We start from the raw sequence: 14,515 nt of genomic DNA on the forward strand, positions 1-14,515 counted from the left end.
GGGGGGGTGGGTGGGCGGTTTTGTGGGGGTGGTTGGGGGGGGGGTTGGGTGGGGGGGGGGGGGGGGGGGGGGGGGGGGGGGGGGGGGGGGGGGCGGGGGGGGGGGGGGGGGGGCCGCGGCCCGGGGGCGGCCCCACGGCGGGCTCTCCCTTCACGTCACCGGCGGCCCCTGTGGCTGCGGCGCGCCACGCCGATGGTCAGCCCCATGGCGGCCAGGCCCAGCGCGGCGGTCACCGCGCCCACCCAGCAGTTGTTCCAGATGACGCCCGCCCGCGCGGTGTGGGTGAGGGTCACCACCCAGGGCGAGATGAACAGCCACACGCCGAGCGGCACCAGCGTCCACGTCATGCGCAGCATGCGTTCCGGGGCCATGGCCAGGCCGAGCCCGATCAGGCCGATGGTGATGCCGACGATCAGGTTGTTGGCGGTGATGGCCGGCTGGATCGCGAAGTGCACGACCCAGGGGGAGATCGCGGCGTACAGGCCGGTCAGAAGGATGAGACCTTCGATGGCGATCGCCGGGCCGCTCGACGCGGTGCGTTCGAGCCGTTCCCGCATCTCGGCCATCTCGGGATGCGAGCCCATCATCTCCGGATGGGTGGTGCCCACGTCACTGGAGCGATGTGGATACGACATTGCTGTCGTCTCCTCTCCAAGAAGGGTTTCTTTGCCTTGTGCAAGAGTTCCCCCGTCCGGGTGACTTATGCACCTTTTATGTAGATTATCGGCGCGGGATTCCGGTCCCTGCCACCCCACCCGGTACCGCGGTTCAGCCGCTGTCGCGTCGCGCGAACTCCAGCACCATGCCGAGCACCCCGATCGCCAGGACGCCGATCCCGATCATGAAGAGCCAGAAGCCGTAGACGATGCCGACGGCGCACATCGTGACGCCGGCGGCGGTCACCACCGGGTTGTGGCTGTGCGGCGGGAAGAAGTCGATCCGGCCGCTGCGCTCGTGGACCTCCCCGTCCTGGCGGTCCTCCGGCCGCTCGCCCTTGCGCCGGTGGTCGATCAGGCAGAAGAAGGCGATCACCGACGACATGAAGCACGACACGGTCAGCGCGGCGATCCCGGCGGGCTCCCGCGCGAACCAGATGTAGGCCGCGTCGGTGAGGAGGAAGAACACGGCCACACCGGCGAAGAGGTACGCCTCGGATTTCATTCGCTCTGCTTCCCCATGGTGTCGGGAGTGGGCTCCACCGTCCCGTGCTCGCCCCGCGGCAGCTCCCGCAGGATGGCCGGATGGTGCAGGTCGAAGGCCGGCGAGTCGGACCGCACGCGCGGCAGCGCGGTGAAGTTGTGCCGGGGCGGGGGACAGGAGGTCGCCCACTCCAGCGATCTGCCGTACCCCCAGGGGTCGTCCACGCCCACGTGGGGCGCGTGACGGGCGGTCTTCCACAGGTTGTACAGGAAGGGCAGGGTGGACAGGCCGATCAGGAACGCGCCGATCGAGGAGACCATGTTGAGCGCGGTGAACCCGTCGGCGGCCAGGTAGTCGGCGTAGCGGCGCGGCATGCCCATCTCGCCGAGCCAGTGCTGGACGAGGAAGGTGGTCTGGAAGCCGACGAACAGCGTCCAGAAGTGGATCTTCCCCAGCCGCTCGTCGAGCAGCTTGCCCGTCATCTTCGGCCACCAGAAGTAGAAGCCGCCGAACGTGGCGAAGACGATCGTCCCGAACAGCACGTAGTGCAGGTGGGCGACGATGAAGTAGCTGTCCGTCAGATGGAAGTCCAGCGGCGGGGAGGCGATGAGGACGCCGCTGAGCCCGCCGAGCAGGAAGGTGACCATGAAACCGATGGACCACAGCATCGGCGTCTCGAAGGAGAGGCTGCCCTTCCACATCGTGCCGATCCAGTTGAAGAACTTCACCCCGGTGGGGATGGCGATCAGGAACGACAGCATGGAGAAGAACGGCAGCAGGACGCCGCCCGTGGCGAACATGTGGTGCGCCCAGACGGTGGCCGACAGCATGGTGATCGCGATGGTCGCCCCCACCATGCCGACGTAGCCGAAGACGGGTTTGCGGCTGAAGACCGGGATGATCTCCGTGACGACGCCGAAGAACGGCAGCGCCACGATGTAGACCTCCGGATGTCCGAAGAACCAGAACAGGTGCTGCCACAGCAGCGCCCCGCCGTTCGCGGGGTCGTAGATGTGGGCGCCGAGCTTGCGGTCCGCCTCCAGGGCCAGCAGCGCGGCGGTCAGCACCGGGAAGGACAGCAGCACCAGGATGGAGGTGAAGAGCACGTTCCAGGTGAAGATCGGCATCCGGAACATGGTCATGCCCGGCGCGCGCAGGCACAGGATCGTGGCGATGAAGTTGACGGCGCCGAGCGTGGTGCTCAGACCCGCGACGACCAGCCCCATCGCCCACAGGTCGCCGCCGTGGCCCGGACTGTGCTCGGCCCTGCTCAGCGGCGTGTAGGCGAACCAGCCGAACGGCGCGGCCCCGTCGTCGACCGTGAACCCGGACAGCACCGTCAGCCCGCCGAACAGGAAGAACCAGTAGGTGAGGGCGTTGAGCCGGGGGAAGGCGACGTCCGGGGCGCCGATCTGCAACGGCATGACGGCGTTGGCGAACCCGGCGAACGTGGGTGTCGCGAACAGCAGCATCATCACCGTGCCATGGATCGTGAACAGCTGGTCGTACTGGTCCTGGCGCATGATCTGCAGCCCCGGGCGGGCCAGTTCGGCCCGCATCAGCAGCGCCATGACGCCGGCGGCCAGGAAGAAGGCGAACGACGTGACCAGGTACAGGTGGCCGATCTTCTTGTGGTCGGTCGTGGTCAGGTAGTCCCGGATCGTCTCCCCGGTACGGGCCCGGGGCGGCCGGACGGTCTCCTGCGGCTCGGTCAGGCCGGGGTGTGTCTGCGGCATGAGCGCCCTCCACGTGCGGGACTCGCGACTCGTCTCACTGTGTCTGTCCGGTCGCACCGTCGGCCGGACGCGTGGCCGGCCCCGGTCGCTGCGCCGGCCGGGTGTGGATGTACAGCTCCCGGCGGCTGCCGACGGGAGCGGTGGGCGGCAGCGGGAGCTGGTAGCGGACCGGACGGAGGTGGTCGGCGAGCTGCCGCCGCGGGTTGTACACATCGTTGAACTTCCACAGCATGCGGGCGAAGTTGGTCTGGCCGTGCGCCAGCCGGCCGGCGAGGATCCGGGCCGCGCCGAACGCGGTGCGCAGGCCGAGGTGCTTGCGGTTGATGACGGACTGGGTGCGCACCAGCTCCTCGTAGAAGCGCTCCAGCGGCAGCGTGGTGGGGACCACGGCGTGCTGGATGTCGAAGAGCCGGTAGTCCCGCGTGGTCAGCCGGCGCGACTCGGTGTGCCAGATCTCGGTACCGGGGTAGGGGGTCATCACCGTCAGATGCACGATCTCCGGCACGGACAGCGCGAACTCGCGCACCAGCCGGAAGCGTTCGGCGTCCCACGCGGGGTCCACGATCAGGTTGACGGCGACGTTGATCCCGAGCCGCCGCGCGGTCTCCAGGGCGCGCAGGTTGTCGTCGGGGTCGACGCGCTTGCGGAACCGGTCCAGCCCCTCGGCGTCCAGCGCCTCCATCCCCAGGAACATGTAGCGCAGTCCCAGCCGCGTCCAGCGCTCGAACACCTCGGTGTGGCGCAGCAGCACGTCCGCGCGGGTCTCCAGGTAGTACTGCTTGCGGACCCGGCGGCGTTCCAGCTCGGCCGCGATGGCGTCGCCGTGCTCGGGCCGGATGAAGGCGACGTCGTCGACGATGAAGACGTTGGGCTCGGCGATGGAGGCCATCTCCTCGGCGGCGGCCTCCGGGCTCGCCTTGCGGTAACTGCGGCCGTAGAACGTCCAGGCGGAGCAGAACGAGCAGTCCCAGGGGCAGCCGCGGGTGAACTCGATGGAGGCGCAGGGATCGAGCTCGCCGATGAAGTAGCGGCGGCGGTGGCGCATCAGGTCGCGCGCGGGGCGCGGCTCGTCGATGCCGTGCAGTATCCGCGGGGCCGGGCCGTGCCCGTCGGCGGTGACGACGCCCGGAACCTCCCGCAGCCCGCCGTCGGCCACCGCCTCCAGCAACGGCGCCATGGCGGGCTCGCCCTCGCCGCGCACCACGGCGTCGACGGCGCCCCGCGCCTGGCGCAGCACGTCGTCGGCGACGAAGGAGACGCTGTGCCCGCCGAAGAAGACGAAGCATCCCGGCACGGCGTGCTTCACGGCCCGCGCCAGGTCGATGGCCTCGGGGATGTTGGCCAGGTAGTTCAGACCGAAGCCGACCGCCTGCGGCCGGAACGAGTGCACGACGCGGCGCAGGGCCTTGTGCCCGAGGACCTGCAGGTCGACCACGCGCACCTGGTGCCCGGCGTCCCGGGCCGCGGCGGCCACCCGCTCCAGACCGAGCGGCTCCAGTCGGAGGAAGATCTCCGAGTACATCAGGGCACTGGGATGGACGAGCAGGACGCGCATGGATCACCTCGGGTTCCGCGGCGGATGCGGGGGAGTAACCGGCCCCGCGGGCGCCAAACGCCGGTCATCCGGGTGGCCCAGCGACGCCCGGCCGGCCGCCCGGCCGACCCGCCGGGCCCCGGCGCGCCCGCGCCCGCACGGCACGCGCCCGCACGCCACACGGCTGTCCGGCGCGCGCTCGCACAGCGGGCGCTCGCACAGCGTGCGCCCGCCCGTCATCCGTCCACCAGGCGGGCCCGCAGCTGCGCGCAGGTCCGCGAGATGAGCCGCGACACGTGCATCTGCGACAGGCCGACCGCCTGGGCCACCTGCTGCTGGGTCAGCGACTCCAGGTAGTAGAGGCACAGCACCCGGCGCTCCCGTACGGGCAGCCCGCGCAGCAGCCCGCGCAGCGCCACCAGATCGGTCACCAGGTCCAGGGCGGGATCCTCCGCGCCCAGCGTCTCGGCCAGCGGCCGGCTCCGGTCGAAGCCCCGCTCCCCGTCCAGGGAGGCCGAACGCCGGGCCCGGTCCACCTGGAGCGCGAGCCGTACGTCCTCCCGGGCCATCCCGGTCACCTGTTCGAGATCCGCGTCGGTGCCGCCCTCGCTGTGCCCCAGCCGGCGCAGCGCCTCCTGGGCCGCCCGCAACCGGCGGTGCTTGTCCTGCAGGGCGCGCGAGACCCGCAGATCCCAGGCGCAGTCGCGCAGATGGCGCCGCACCTCTCCGTCGACGGTCGGCACCGCGTACGACAGGAAGGCGTGCCCGCGGTCCGGGTCGAACCGGTCGACCGCCTTCACCAGACCCATGCACGCCACCTGGAACAGGTCCTCGTCGCTGTCCGCCTGGGACCCGTACCGCCGCGCGATCCTGCGCGCCATCGGCAGGAACGCCCGGATGGCCTCCTCGCGCAGCGCCTCCCGCTCCGGTCCGGGCGGGCACGAGGCCATCCGGTACACCAGCTCCTGGTCCCGGGACGTGCCGGCGTGACGGGAGGGCAGGGCGCCACGGGCATCGCGTCCCGGGGCGGTCGTCGAGGTCCGCAAGGCAGGCTTCCCATCGGTGGACGACTGCGCCTGGCGTCCATGACGGGTCTGATAGGCGCATCGAGTGATTTATTCGATCCCGCTCCTCACGGCACTCATGCGAACGTTCGCCCGCCTGCGCCGCACCTTCCGTCTCACGAGTGATCAGCGCCGGGGAACGGCCCGGCCGCCCACGCTGTTTACACATCTCCGCACGGGTCACCCCGAAGGGACGTCAGAGGTTGGCAGGGGCGTCTTCGAAGGAGTACGGCATGGCACTGGTGGCCGATCCCGATTCCCGGGCGACGGGCGGGAAACCCGCCGGGCCGGTCCCGCGCCCGACGGGACACCGCTGATGGCGGGCACGGCACCGGCCCTCGACGAGTGCCGGATCGACGCCGTAGACGTGCACGCCTTCGGACTGCCCACCGACGGACCGGACGGCAAGGAGCAGGACGGCACGCTGGAGTGGTCCTCCACCACGATGGTCCTCCTGCGGGTGCACGCCGGCGGGCGCACCGGCATCGGCTACACCTACGGTGACGTCTCGGTCGCCGCCTTCCTGTCCGGCGCGATCGCCCCGCTGCTCGAGGGACGGAGCCCCGCCTCGCCGCCCGCGCTGTGGGAGCTGACGGGCCGGCGGATCCGCAACGCCGGCCGGCCCGGCGTCGGGGCCATGGCGACGTCCGCCGCGGACATCGCCCTGTGGGACCTCAAGGCCAGGCTGCTGGACCTGCCGCTGGTCCACGTGCTGCCCGCCCACCACGACCGGGTCCCCGTCTACGGCAGCGGCGGCTTCACCAATTACTCCCTCGACCGTCTCGCCGGCCAGCTCGCCGGCTGGACGGAACAGGGCATCGGCCGGGTGAAGCTGAAGACCTCGCGCGATCCGGAGCGCGACCCCGAGCGGCTGGACGCGGTCCGCGCGGCGGTCGGCGACACGACCGAGATCCTCACCGACGCCAACGGGGCGCTGGGCCGCAAGGAGGCGCTGTACTGGGCGCACCGGTTCCACGACGAGTGGGACGTGCGGTGGTTCGAGGAACCCGTGAGCTCGGCCGATGTCGAGGGGCTGCGCACGCTGCGCGAGAGGGGACCGGCACGGCTGGAGATCGCCGCCGGCGAGTACGCCTACACCACACGGGACTTCGTGAACCTCGTCGACGGGCACGCCGTGGACTGCCTCCAGGCGGACGTCACCCGCTGCGGCGGGATCACTGGCCTGCTGGAGGTCGCGGGCCTGGCGGCGGCCCAGCACCTGGACCTGTCCGCGCACTGCGCGCCCGCGGTCTCCGCCCACGCGTTCTGCGCCGTGCGGCGGTTGCGGCACCTGGAGTACTTCCACGACCACGTCCGCTTCGAGCACCTGGTGTTCGACGGCACGCCGTCCCCGGCCGGCGGAGCGCTGCGCCCCGACACCGGCCGGCCCGGGCTCGGCCTCGACGTCAAGTGGGCCGACGCCGAACCCCACCGCGTCTACGGCGAACGCCCCGCCTGAGCGGCGCCCCGGCCGGCGGCCGCAGCCGGTCGGCCCCCGGGGCGCACGCCCGACGTCCGGCGCCGCCGGCGTACGACGACCCCACGCCCCCGTCCCGCCCCGCCCTCTCCCCGCGTCCCCCCGCCGCTTCGGCGGTAGCCTGCTGCTGAGGGGCAGCCATGGCCGAAGAGGTACGCATCCGGCTCCTCGGCGGATTCGCCGTGACGGTCGGGGACCGTCCCGTCGCCGCCGGGGCGTGGCGGCTGCGCAAGTCCCGGACCCTGCTGAAGCTGCTCTCCCTGGCCCCGGGCCACCGGCTGCACCGGGAGCGGCTCTACGACCTGCTGTGGCCCCGCCTGGACCGGGCGGCCGCGGCGAACAACCTGCACCAGGTGCTGCACGCCGCACGCCGGGCGCTCACGGCCACCGGCGCGCCCGGCGACGTCGTCGTCCTCCGCGACGACCTGGTCCTGCTCGGACCCGCCGGCGGCGTCCGCGTGGACGCCGACGAGCTCGACGAGGCGATCCGGCGCACCGCGCACGACGGCGCCCCGGACGCCTACCGCGCCGCGCTCGCCCTGGCCGAGGCGCCACTGCTGCCCGAGGACGCCTACGAACCCTGGGCGTGCGAGGCCGCCGCGGCCCTGGAGACGCGGCGGACCGCGCTGAGACTGGGGCTCGCCGAGGCACTCGGGCGCGAGCACCGGGCGGTGGAGGCGATCGAGGTGCTGCGGGACCTGACCGCCGAGGACCCCTTGCACGAGCCCGGTCACCGGGCGCTGATGCGGGCCCTGGCCGGGGCGGGACGGCGCGCGGAGGCGCTGGCCGCCTACGAGCGCCTGCGGGAGACGCTCGGCCGGGAGGCCGGCGCCGACCCCGACCCGCGGACCCGCCGCCTGTACCGGACCCTCCTGGCCGACTCGGTCGAGACGCCGCAGCGGCGCCCGGCGGCCCCGCGGCACAACCTGCCGGCCCAGCCGACGGCCCTGATAGGCCGGGAGCGCGAGCTGGAGGAGGTGACCGCACTGCTGGGACGCGGCAGGCTGCTCACCCTCACCGGGGCCGGCGGCTGCGGCAAGACCCGGCTCGCCCTCGACGCGGCCGCGCGGCGGGTCGACGCGCACCGCGACGGCGTGTGGTTCGTGGACCTCGCCGCGCTGACGGAACCGGACCTCGTGCCCGACGCGGTGGCCGCCGCCGTGGGACTCGGGCTGCCGCCGTCCGCCGCGGCCCGCAGGACGCTGCTCGCCCAGCTCGCCGACCGGGAACTCCTGCTGGTGCTGGACAACTGCGAACACCTGGTCGACGCGTGCGCCGCCCTCGTCACCGACGTGCTGGCCCGCTGCCCGCACGTCACCGTGCTCGCCACCAGCAGGGAACCCCTGCGCAGCCCCGGCGAACGCACGTTCAGGGTGCCCTCCCTGGGTTTGCCGGACCCCGCTCGGCCGCCGCCCGTGCCGGAGCTCGGCCGCTTCGCCTCCGTACGCCTGTTCGTGGCCCGGGCCGCCGACGCCGCGCCCGGGTTCCGGCTCACCGAGCGCAACGCGGCCGCCGTCGCACAGATCTGTTTCCGGCTCGACGGGATGCCCCTGGCCCTGGAGCTCGCGGCGGCCCGGGCGCCGGTCCTGGCCCCGCGCCAGATCGCCGAGCGCCTCGACGACGCCCTGACCCTCCTCGGCCGCGGCACCCGGCGGGGCGTGACCCGGCAGGAGACGCTGACGGCGGCCCTGGACTGGAGCCACCGGCTGCTCGACGCCGAGGAGCAGCGCCTGTTCCGCCGCCTGGCCGTCTTCCCGGGAGGCTTCTCCCTGGCCGCGGCCGAACACATCTGCGCGGCGCCCACCCCGCCCGGAGACGCGCCCGGATGCGCACCCGGCCCCCCGCCCCGCGAAGGCGCCCCGCCGGGGCCCGCCGCCCCGCCCGGCGTGGGCGCCGGCGTGCTGGAACTCCTCGGCCGGCTGGCCGACAAGTCGCTGGTGTGGGTGGAACCGCGGCAGGACGAGGCGGACGAGGCCCGCTACCGGCTGCCGGAGACGATCCGGCAGTACGCGGCGGAGCGCCTGCGGGCAGCCGGAGAGACGTCGGCCGTGGAGGACCGGCACCGGCGCTTCTACCTCGCGCTGGCGCTGGCACGCGACCGGGAGCCGCGTACCGGCACGTCCGGCGCGACCTCGCTGGAGCTGGAGGCCGACCACGGCAACCTCCGCGCCGCGCTGCGGTCCCTGCTGCGCGACGACCCGGCCGACGCCCTCCGTCTGGCCGTGGCGCTGCGCTGGTTCTGGACCGAGCGCGGGCACCTCGCCGAGGGGCGGCGCTGGCTCGACGACACCCTGGCCGCCGCCCCCGAGTCCACCCCCGAGCGCGCCAGGGCCCTGATGGGGCAGGGGGTGCTGGCGATCCGCCTCGGCGACACCTCACCGCTAGGGGCCGTCGCCGCGCGGATCGCCGCCGCCCACCGGGGCCGCCCGGACCCCGCAGCCCGGGCGTACGGCCACTACCAGCAGGCCGTCCTGCTCTGGATGGCGGGAACGTGGGAGGCCGCACGCGCGGCGCTGGACCGGGCCGAGACCCTCGCCCGGGACGTCGGCGACCCCGCGGCCCTCGCCTGCGTCGCCCACCACCTGGGTGTGCGGGCCGTCTGCCGCGGCCGGGCGGCGCCCGCCCGCGAGGCCTTCCGGGAGAGCCTGCGGTTCCTCGACGCGGTGCCGGAGGGGAACGGCCCCTTCCTCCTCGTCATGACGCCCGGCTACACGGTCGAGCAGGACGGCGCCGGCGAGGTGTCGCTGTTCTTCGAGGAGACCGTCCTCGCCGGCCCGGCGGTCGGCGCGGCCCGGGCCCGAGGGCACGTCCTGACCGGGCTCGCCTGGGCGGCCCGCCTGGCCGGCGACACCGCGCGGGCGACGAGCGCGGCCGAACGCGGGGCCGACTGCTTCCGAGCCCTCGCCGACCGCCACGGCGAGTCGCTCGCCCTCAACACCCTCGGCAACATCCACCGGAGCCGAGGCGAGTACGACGCGGGGCACGCATGCCTCGACGCCGCGCTGGCGATCAGGCGCCGGCTCGGCGACCGGCGTGAGGAGGGCGTCACCCTGGGCTGTCTCGGCCTGCTCCGCCTGGCCCGCGGGGACACCGAAGGGGCCCGGCGCACGCTCGCGCGGGCCCTCGCGGGCTTCGAGGAGACCGACGACCTCCCCGGCATCACCAACGGCCTGCTGCACCTGGCCCTCGTCGCCCGGGCGGAAGGCGACCGGGCCGGCGCCCGCGCCCTGCTCACCCGTGCCCAGCGGCTGGAGCACATCGCCGGCTCGCAGGGCGCCGCCGGATGGGTCGCCGTCATGCTGGCGCGGCTGGCCGGCCGGACCGGGGAGGAGGAGACGGCCCGGGCCTGCCGGGACCGGGCCGCGCGGCAGTTCGCGCGGCTGGGCGACCCGCGCGGGCAAGCCGCCCTGCGCCGCACCGCGCCAGGACGCGAAGCCGCTGCTGAGTGAGTGCTAAGAGGCGCCGCCTACGGTCCGGAACGTCCCTGGCGAACACCGGCACCGAGGAGCCGACCATGTCGATCGACACGGCGAAGGGCGTCCTGGGAGACGCCACCACAGCAGAACTGGAGGCAGGCCTGCGCGGCGCTCTCGTGCGCCCCGGCGACCCCTCCTACGACCGGGCCCGCGCCGTGTGGAACGCGGCCCACGACAAGCACCCGGCCCTCGTGGTCCGCTGCGCCGGAACCGCGGACGTGCTGCGCGCCGTCGAGTTCGCCCGCAGCCAGGACCTGCTGGTCGCGGTGCGCGGCGGCGCCCACAGCATCGCGGGGTTCTCCACCTGCGACGACGGCATCGTCATCGACCTGTCCGCCATGAAAGGCGCGTACGTCGACCCCGAACGGCGCCGGGTGGTCGCCCAGGCGGGCCTGACCTGGGGCGATCTCGACCACGAGACCCAGGCGTTCGGCCTCGCCGTCCCCGGTGGCCTGATCTCCACCACCGGCGTCGCGGGCTTCACACTCGGTGGCGGAGTGGGCTGGCTGACCCGCCGCCACGGCCTGACCTCCGACAACCTGACGGCCGCCCAGATGGTCACCGCCGACGGCCGCGTGGTGCGCGCCGACGCGCACGAGCACGCCGAGCTGTTCTGGGCGCTGCGGGGCGGCGGCGGCAACTTCGGCGTCGTCACGTCGTTCGAGTACGAGGCGCACCCCGTCGGGCCGCAGGTCCTGGCCGGCCTGGTCGTGTATCCGCTCGCCGAGGCCCGGCAGGTCGTCACCCGCTGGCGCGAGGCCAGCGCGCACATGCCCGACGAGCTGACGACCCTGGTCGTCCTCACCACCGCCCCGCCGCTGCCGTTCCTGCCCGAGGAGGTCCACGGCACCCGGGTCGTGGTGCTGGCCGGCATGTACGCGGGGCCGCCCTCCGCCGGCGAGACGGCCGTCGCCCCGCTGCGCCGCCTGGGCACACCCCTCGCCGACGTCATGGGCCCGATGCCGTACACCGGGGCGCAGTCGATGCTCGATCCGCTGTGGACGGCCGGCGCCCACAACTACTTCACCTCCGCGTTCATCGAGCCGTCCGACGACGCGATCGACGCGCTGCTGCGGCGCCACCTGACCACGCCCACGCCCTTCAGCGAGCTGCACCTGCACCACCTCGGCGGCGCCTTCGCCCGTGTGCCCGCGGGGTCCACGGCGTTCAGCCGACGGGAGGCGGGCGTGCTGTGCAACGTGATCGCGCGGTCTCCCACGGCAGCGGGTTTCGACGGCCACGTCGCGTGGGCCCGCGACACCCGCCGGGAGATCGCCCGCCACGGCCACGGGGGCCTGTACGTCAACTTCACCGGCGACGGCGGCGAGGACAAGGTGCGGGCCGCCTACCCGGACGCCGTCCACCGGCGGCTCGTAGGGGTCAAGGACGTCTACGACCCGACGAACATGTTCCGGCTCAACCAGAACATCCGCCCCTCGACGAGCCGTTCGCCGGCCGGCCGGTGAGTTCCCGCTCCGGTGGCCTCGCACGGCGTGCCCGGCCCGCGGGGACGCCGGACCGGGCACGGCGTCGACGGCTCCCGCGGACCGGGCGCGGGACGCGTCACCGCGGCGGCTGGTCCGTGCCCCGGTCCTGATCGCGCAGTTGCTCCCTCATCCGGTCCTGAGCCGTGTCGACCTGGCTGCGGTACTTGCCCTGGGTACGTTCGTCGACGTAGTCACCGCCCTTGTCGATGCCCTTGTCGGCCTGCCCCTCGTGCCCCTTCAGCAGGCCCTTGAGCTTGTCCATCATGCTCATCGCGCACTCCTTCGCGGCGTCGTTCCCTCCCAGAATGGCCGACCGCGCGGGGGGACGCACCCGCAGGCCGCGTGGCCGGGGGAGTTTGCCGGTGGTCCGGCGGGCAAGGCGATGCACATGACAGAATCGAACGGCAGTACTGACCAGAAGGCCACCGCGGCGAAGGCCCGGCGGGCCGCCGGCAAGGCGACCGCCCCGGCCGCGCGGGCGGCCGGGGCAGCGGCGGCCGCGAAGACGGACGACGCGGCGAAGGCGGCCGGTGCCGGCGCCGTGAAGGCGGCCGATGCGGCGAGCGGCGTCACGCGGAGCGCGGCCAGGGGAGTGGCGGTGGGCCGGCAGGCGGTCGTCGCGGCCTCCGGCCAGGTCGCGGCCACCGCCCGGACGGCCTGGACGCTGATCGCCCGGCGCAGGCTCGTCGCGGCAGGCGTGGGCGGCACCGTCGCCGCGCTCAGCGCGGCCTCGTACACGGTGGGCCGCAGGGCCGGCCGCCGCGCCCAGGGCCCCCTCACCCGGCTCACCGGCGGGCGGATCTGAGCCCGCGAACGGCCGGGGCGGATCCGATGCGAGGAGCGTGACGGCGGACCGCGGAAGCGGTCCGCCGTTCCCTGTTCCCGCTTCGTCGCCGAGTGCGTCGCCGCCACGTCCGCCGAGCACGGGACACGGGGCACGGGCGGCCGCGTGGGCCGCGGGCCCGGCCTACCCCGCCGAGGAGACGGGGGGCAGCAGCAGCTGTGCGGTGACCTGCTTGCCGGGCTCACGTTCGGTGACCGTCACGGCGTGGCTGACCGCACCGACGATCTCCAGACCGTGACCGCCCACCCGGCGGCCGTCGTGCGGCCGGGGCAGCGGCGGCCGGGGGGATGTGTCCCACACGCTGATCTGCACCAGCCCGCTCTCGGGCCATGCCTCGAGGCCCATGCCGCAGGCTCCGGGGGCGTGTTGTACGACGTTGGTGATCAGCTCGCTGACCACCAGTTGCGCGTCCTGTGCCACGCGGTCGGGGACGGTGATGCGGCCGGTGGCGCGGACGCGGTCCAGGAAACTGCCGACGGCCGCACGGGCCTCGGCCGCGCTGATCGCCCCACTGTCCCAGTGGGCCTGCCAGCGCAGCACGGATCCCGTGCTCCTGTTCCGGTCCGGCTCATCCGACGCCTTCTGCCTAAGCGGGACGGCCATATGGTTGCCTCAAAAGTGTCACAGTGTGTTACTGCTCTTCCGCATCTGCGGCTACCCCGCCGGGCCCGGGATAGGCCCGTCCCGCCCCACTGCCGGTGTCCGCGATCCGGACTGGCGGTGTCCGGTTCCTGACGTCCAGGGATCCCGGGCGCACGGACGGCCCCCGCACGGAACGTGCGGGGGCCGTCGCAGTCAGCCGAGTACGGTGCCCGGGGCAGGGCCGGGAACGAGCGCCGTCGCGTCGGTCACCAGTAGTGCCGATGGCCGGCCACCGCGTGCCCCATGCTGCCCAGCAGCCACAGGACCGCGCCGACCACGGCCAGGATGATGCCTATGGTCCAGAGGATGGAGATACCGGTGACGAACCCGACCACCAGCAGAATGACACCGAGGACGATCATGACCGCCTCCGTTGGGGTGATGGTGCTCCTTCCACTGTGCACCCAAAACCCTGACAAATCCTCTATCGGTGTACACGGCAAGGTTCACCGGTGGGCACGTCCGACTCCCCGGGTGGCCGAACCACCCCAGCCCCGGTCGGCGGTCGCGGCGGATAGCGTCCGCCCCGGAGCGGGTACGCATGCACCGCAATCGCGTCGGGCGGGGCCCGGCGTTCGTCCTACGCGGAGGTGCGTTCGGTGCGGACAGGACTGCTGCGGATGATCGGAGCGGCGACCGCCGCCTACGGAATGGCGGCGGCCTGCCGGCCGGACTGGATGGCCCGTCCCGTGGGGATGGTGGACCCCCAGGGCGTCACCCACCGGCACACCGCCATGGCGCTGCGCCCGCTGGCATGGCGCGACGCCGCGAGCGGCCTGTCGATGCTGCTCGCCCCCCGGGGGCCGGCCCTGGTCACCGCCACGGCCGTGCGCATCGCCTCGGACGTGGGCGACGCCGTGCTGTTCGGCCGTACCGTCTCCGGCCGGGTCCGCCGGGCCGGCGCGGTCGCCAGCGCCCTGGGGTGGGCCGCCCTGACGGCCGCGGCCCTGGCGGGCGCGCCCCACGACAAGGCGGCCTGCCCGGCCTGAGGCGCCTCGCGCCCCGTGGGGCACGAGCGCCCGTGCGGCGGGCGCCCCGGCGGGGCAGCCCCGTTCGGCGGGCGGACTCGTCCGACGGACAGACCCACCCGACGAGCGGGCGCGCCCGACAGGCGC

At 74.0% G+C, this 14,515-nt stretch carries 13 protein-coding genes; 5 read left to right on the top strand and 8 right to left on the bottom strand.

The window, feature by feature from the left end:
- Positions 1 to 155 precede the first annotated feature (155 nt).
- From ACH5A8_RS33210 to ACH5A8_RS33230, 5 genes are all read right to left on the bottom strand, one after another.
- Positions 156 to 635, bottom strand: a complete 480-nt coding sequence (locus ACH5A8_RS33210) for an SPW repeat protein (protein ID WP_399007715.1) — start codon at positions 633 to 635, stop codon at positions 156 to 158.
- A gap of 133 nt (positions 636 to 768) precedes the next feature.
- Positions 769 to 1,161 (bottom strand): cytochrome c oxidase subunit 4, encoded by a 393-nt coding sequence (locus ACH5A8_RS33215; RefSeq protein ID WP_399007716.1) that lies wholly within the window; start codon positions 1,159 to 1,161, stop codon positions 769 to 771.
- Positions 1,158 to 2,876 carry a cytochrome c oxidase subunit I gene (gene ctaD, locus ACH5A8_RS33220; protein ID WP_399007717.1) on the bottom strand — a complete coding sequence of 573 codons (1,719 nt, stop codon included), beginning with the start codon at positions 2,874 to 2,876 and terminating at the stop codon, positions 1,158 to 1,160. Before ctaD ends, ACH5A8_RS33215 begins: the two co-directional genes overlap by 4 nt.
- Positions 2,877 to 2,910: 34 nt before the next feature.
- Positions 2,911 to 4,431, bottom strand: coding sequence for a hopanoid C-3 methylase HpnR (gene hpnR, locus ACH5A8_RS33225; protein ID WP_399007718.1), 1,521 nt, complete (start codon positions 4,429 to 4,431; stop codon positions 2,911 to 2,913).
- A gap of 215 nt (positions 4,432 to 4,646) precedes the next feature.
- Entirely contained in the window at positions 4,647 to 5,456 is an 810-nt protein-coding gene (locus ACH5A8_RS33230) for a sigma-70 family RNA polymerase sigma factor (RefSeq protein WP_399007719.1), read from the bottom strand.
- Positions 5,457 to 5,790: 334 nt separating this feature from the next.
- On the opposite strand from ACH5A8_RS33230, the gene ACH5A8_RS33235 reads away from it, so the two are divergent.
- From ACH5A8_RS33235 to ACH5A8_RS33245, 3 genes are all read left to right on the top strand, one after another.
- Positions 5,791 to 6,933, top strand: coding sequence for an enolase C-terminal domain-like protein (locus tag ACH5A8_RS33235; RefSeq protein ID WP_399007720.1), 1,143 nt, complete (start codon positions 5,791 to 5,793; stop codon positions 6,931 to 6,933).
- Between the two features lie 158 nt (positions 6,934 to 7,091).
- Positions 7,092 to 10,400 carry a BTAD domain-containing putative transcriptional regulator gene (locus tag ACH5A8_RS33240; protein WP_399007721.1) on the top strand — a complete coding sequence of 1,103 codons (3,309 nt, stop codon included), beginning with the start codon at positions 7,092 to 7,094 and terminating at the stop codon, positions 10,398 to 10,400.
- Between the two features lie 65 nt (positions 10,401 to 10,465).
- On the top strand, positions 10,466 to 11,893 hold the full coding sequence (locus ACH5A8_RS33245; protein ID WP_399007722.1) for an FAD-binding oxidoreductase: 1,428 nt from the start codon (positions 10,466 to 10,468) through the stop codon (positions 11,891 to 11,893).
- A 97-nt stretch (positions 11,894 to 11,990) separates the two neighbouring features.
- Here the strand turns inward: ACH5A8_RS33245 and ACH5A8_RS33250 are convergent, their stop codons facing one another.
- Positions 11,991 to 12,185 (bottom strand): antitoxin, encoded by a 195-nt coding sequence (locus ACH5A8_RS33250; RefSeq protein WP_399007723.1) that lies wholly within the window; start codon positions 12,183 to 12,185, stop codon positions 11,991 to 11,993.
- A gap of 111 nt (positions 12,186 to 12,296) precedes the next feature.
- Here ACH5A8_RS33250 and ACH5A8_RS33255 point away from each other — a divergent pair, with 111 nt between their 5' ends.
- Positions 12,297 to 12,719: a hypothetical protein gene (locus tag ACH5A8_RS33255; protein WP_399007724.1), complete on the top strand. Its 423-nt coding sequence runs from the start codon at positions 12,297 to 12,299 to the stop codon at positions 12,717 to 12,719.
- A 162-nt stretch (positions 12,720 to 12,881) separates the two neighbouring features.
- Here ACH5A8_RS33255 and ACH5A8_RS33260 read toward each other — a convergent pair whose 3' ends face one another.
- Positions 12,882 to 13,298: an ATP-binding protein gene (locus ACH5A8_RS33260; RefSeq protein WP_399007725.1), complete on the bottom strand. Its 417-nt coding sequence runs from the start codon at positions 13,296 to 13,298 to the stop codon at positions 12,882 to 12,884.
- A gap of 308 nt (positions 13,299 to 13,606) precedes the next feature.
- Positions 13,607 to 13,762 carry a DUF6131 family protein gene (locus ACH5A8_RS33265; RefSeq protein ID WP_399007726.1) on the bottom strand — a complete coding sequence of 52 codons (156 nt, stop codon included), beginning with the start codon at positions 13,760 to 13,762 and terminating at the stop codon, positions 13,607 to 13,609.
- 258 nt (positions 13,763 to 14,020) lie between these two features.
- On the opposite strand from ACH5A8_RS33265, the gene ACH5A8_RS33270 reads away from it, so the two are divergent.
- Positions 14,021 to 14,389 carry a hypothetical protein gene (locus ACH5A8_RS33270; RefSeq protein ID WP_399007790.1) on the top strand — a complete coding sequence of 123 codons (369 nt, stop codon included), beginning with the start codon at positions 14,021 to 14,023 and terminating at the stop codon, positions 14,387 to 14,389.
- The last annotated feature ends 126 nt before the right edge of the window (positions 14,390 to 14,515 follow it).

The sequence above is a fragment of the Streptomyces sp. NPDC018610 genome, assembly GCF_044391765.1.
GTDB lineage: Bacteria > Actinomycetota > Actinomycetes > Streptomycetales > Streptomycetaceae > Streptomyces.

Excerpts from the sequence above, each read along its gene's own strand:
- ACH5A8_RS33210 (WP_399007715.1), bottom strand. The coding sequence starts at position 635 with ATGTCGTATCCACATCGCTCCAGTGACGTGGGCACCACCCATCCGGAG.
- ACH5A8_RS33215 (WP_399007716.1), bottom strand. The coding sequence starts at position 1,161 with ATGAAATCCGAGGCGTACCTCTTCGCCGGTGTGGCCGTGTTCTTCCTC.
- ctaD (WP_399007717.1), bottom strand. The coding sequence starts at position 2,876 with ATGCCGCAGACACACCCCGGCCTGACCGAGCCGCAGGAGACCGTCCGG.
- hpnR (WP_399007718.1), bottom strand. The coding sequence starts at position 4,431 with ATGCGCGTCCTGCTCGTCCATCCCAGTGCCCTGATGTACTCGGAGATC.
- ACH5A8_RS33235 (WP_399007720.1), top strand. The coding sequence starts at position 5,791 with ATGGCGGGCACGGCACCGGCCCTCGACGAGTGCCGGATCGACGCCGTA.
- ACH5A8_RS33240 (WP_399007721.1), top strand. The coding sequence starts at position 7,092 with ATGGCCGAAGAGGTACGCATCCGGCTCCTCGGCGGATTCGCCGTGACG.
- ACH5A8_RS33245 (WP_399007722.1), top strand. The coding sequence starts at position 10,466 with ATGTCGATCGACACGGCGAAGGGCGTCCTGGGAGACGCCACCACAGCA.
- ACH5A8_RS33250 (WP_399007723.1), bottom strand. The coding sequence starts at position 12,185 with ATGAGCATGATGGACAAGCTCAAGGGCCTGCTGAAGGGGCACGAGGGG.
- ACH5A8_RS33255 (WP_399007724.1), top strand. The coding sequence starts at position 12,297 with ATGCACATGACAGAATCGAACGGCAGTACTGACCAGAAGGCCACCGCG.
- ACH5A8_RS33265 (WP_399007726.1), bottom strand. The coding sequence starts at position 13,762 with ATGATCGTCCTCGGTGTCATTCTGCTGGTGGTCGGGTTCGTCACCGGT.
- ACH5A8_RS33270 (WP_399007790.1), top strand. The coding sequence starts at position 14,021 with ATGATCGGAGCGGCGACCGCCGCCTACGGAATGGCGGCGGCCTGCCGG.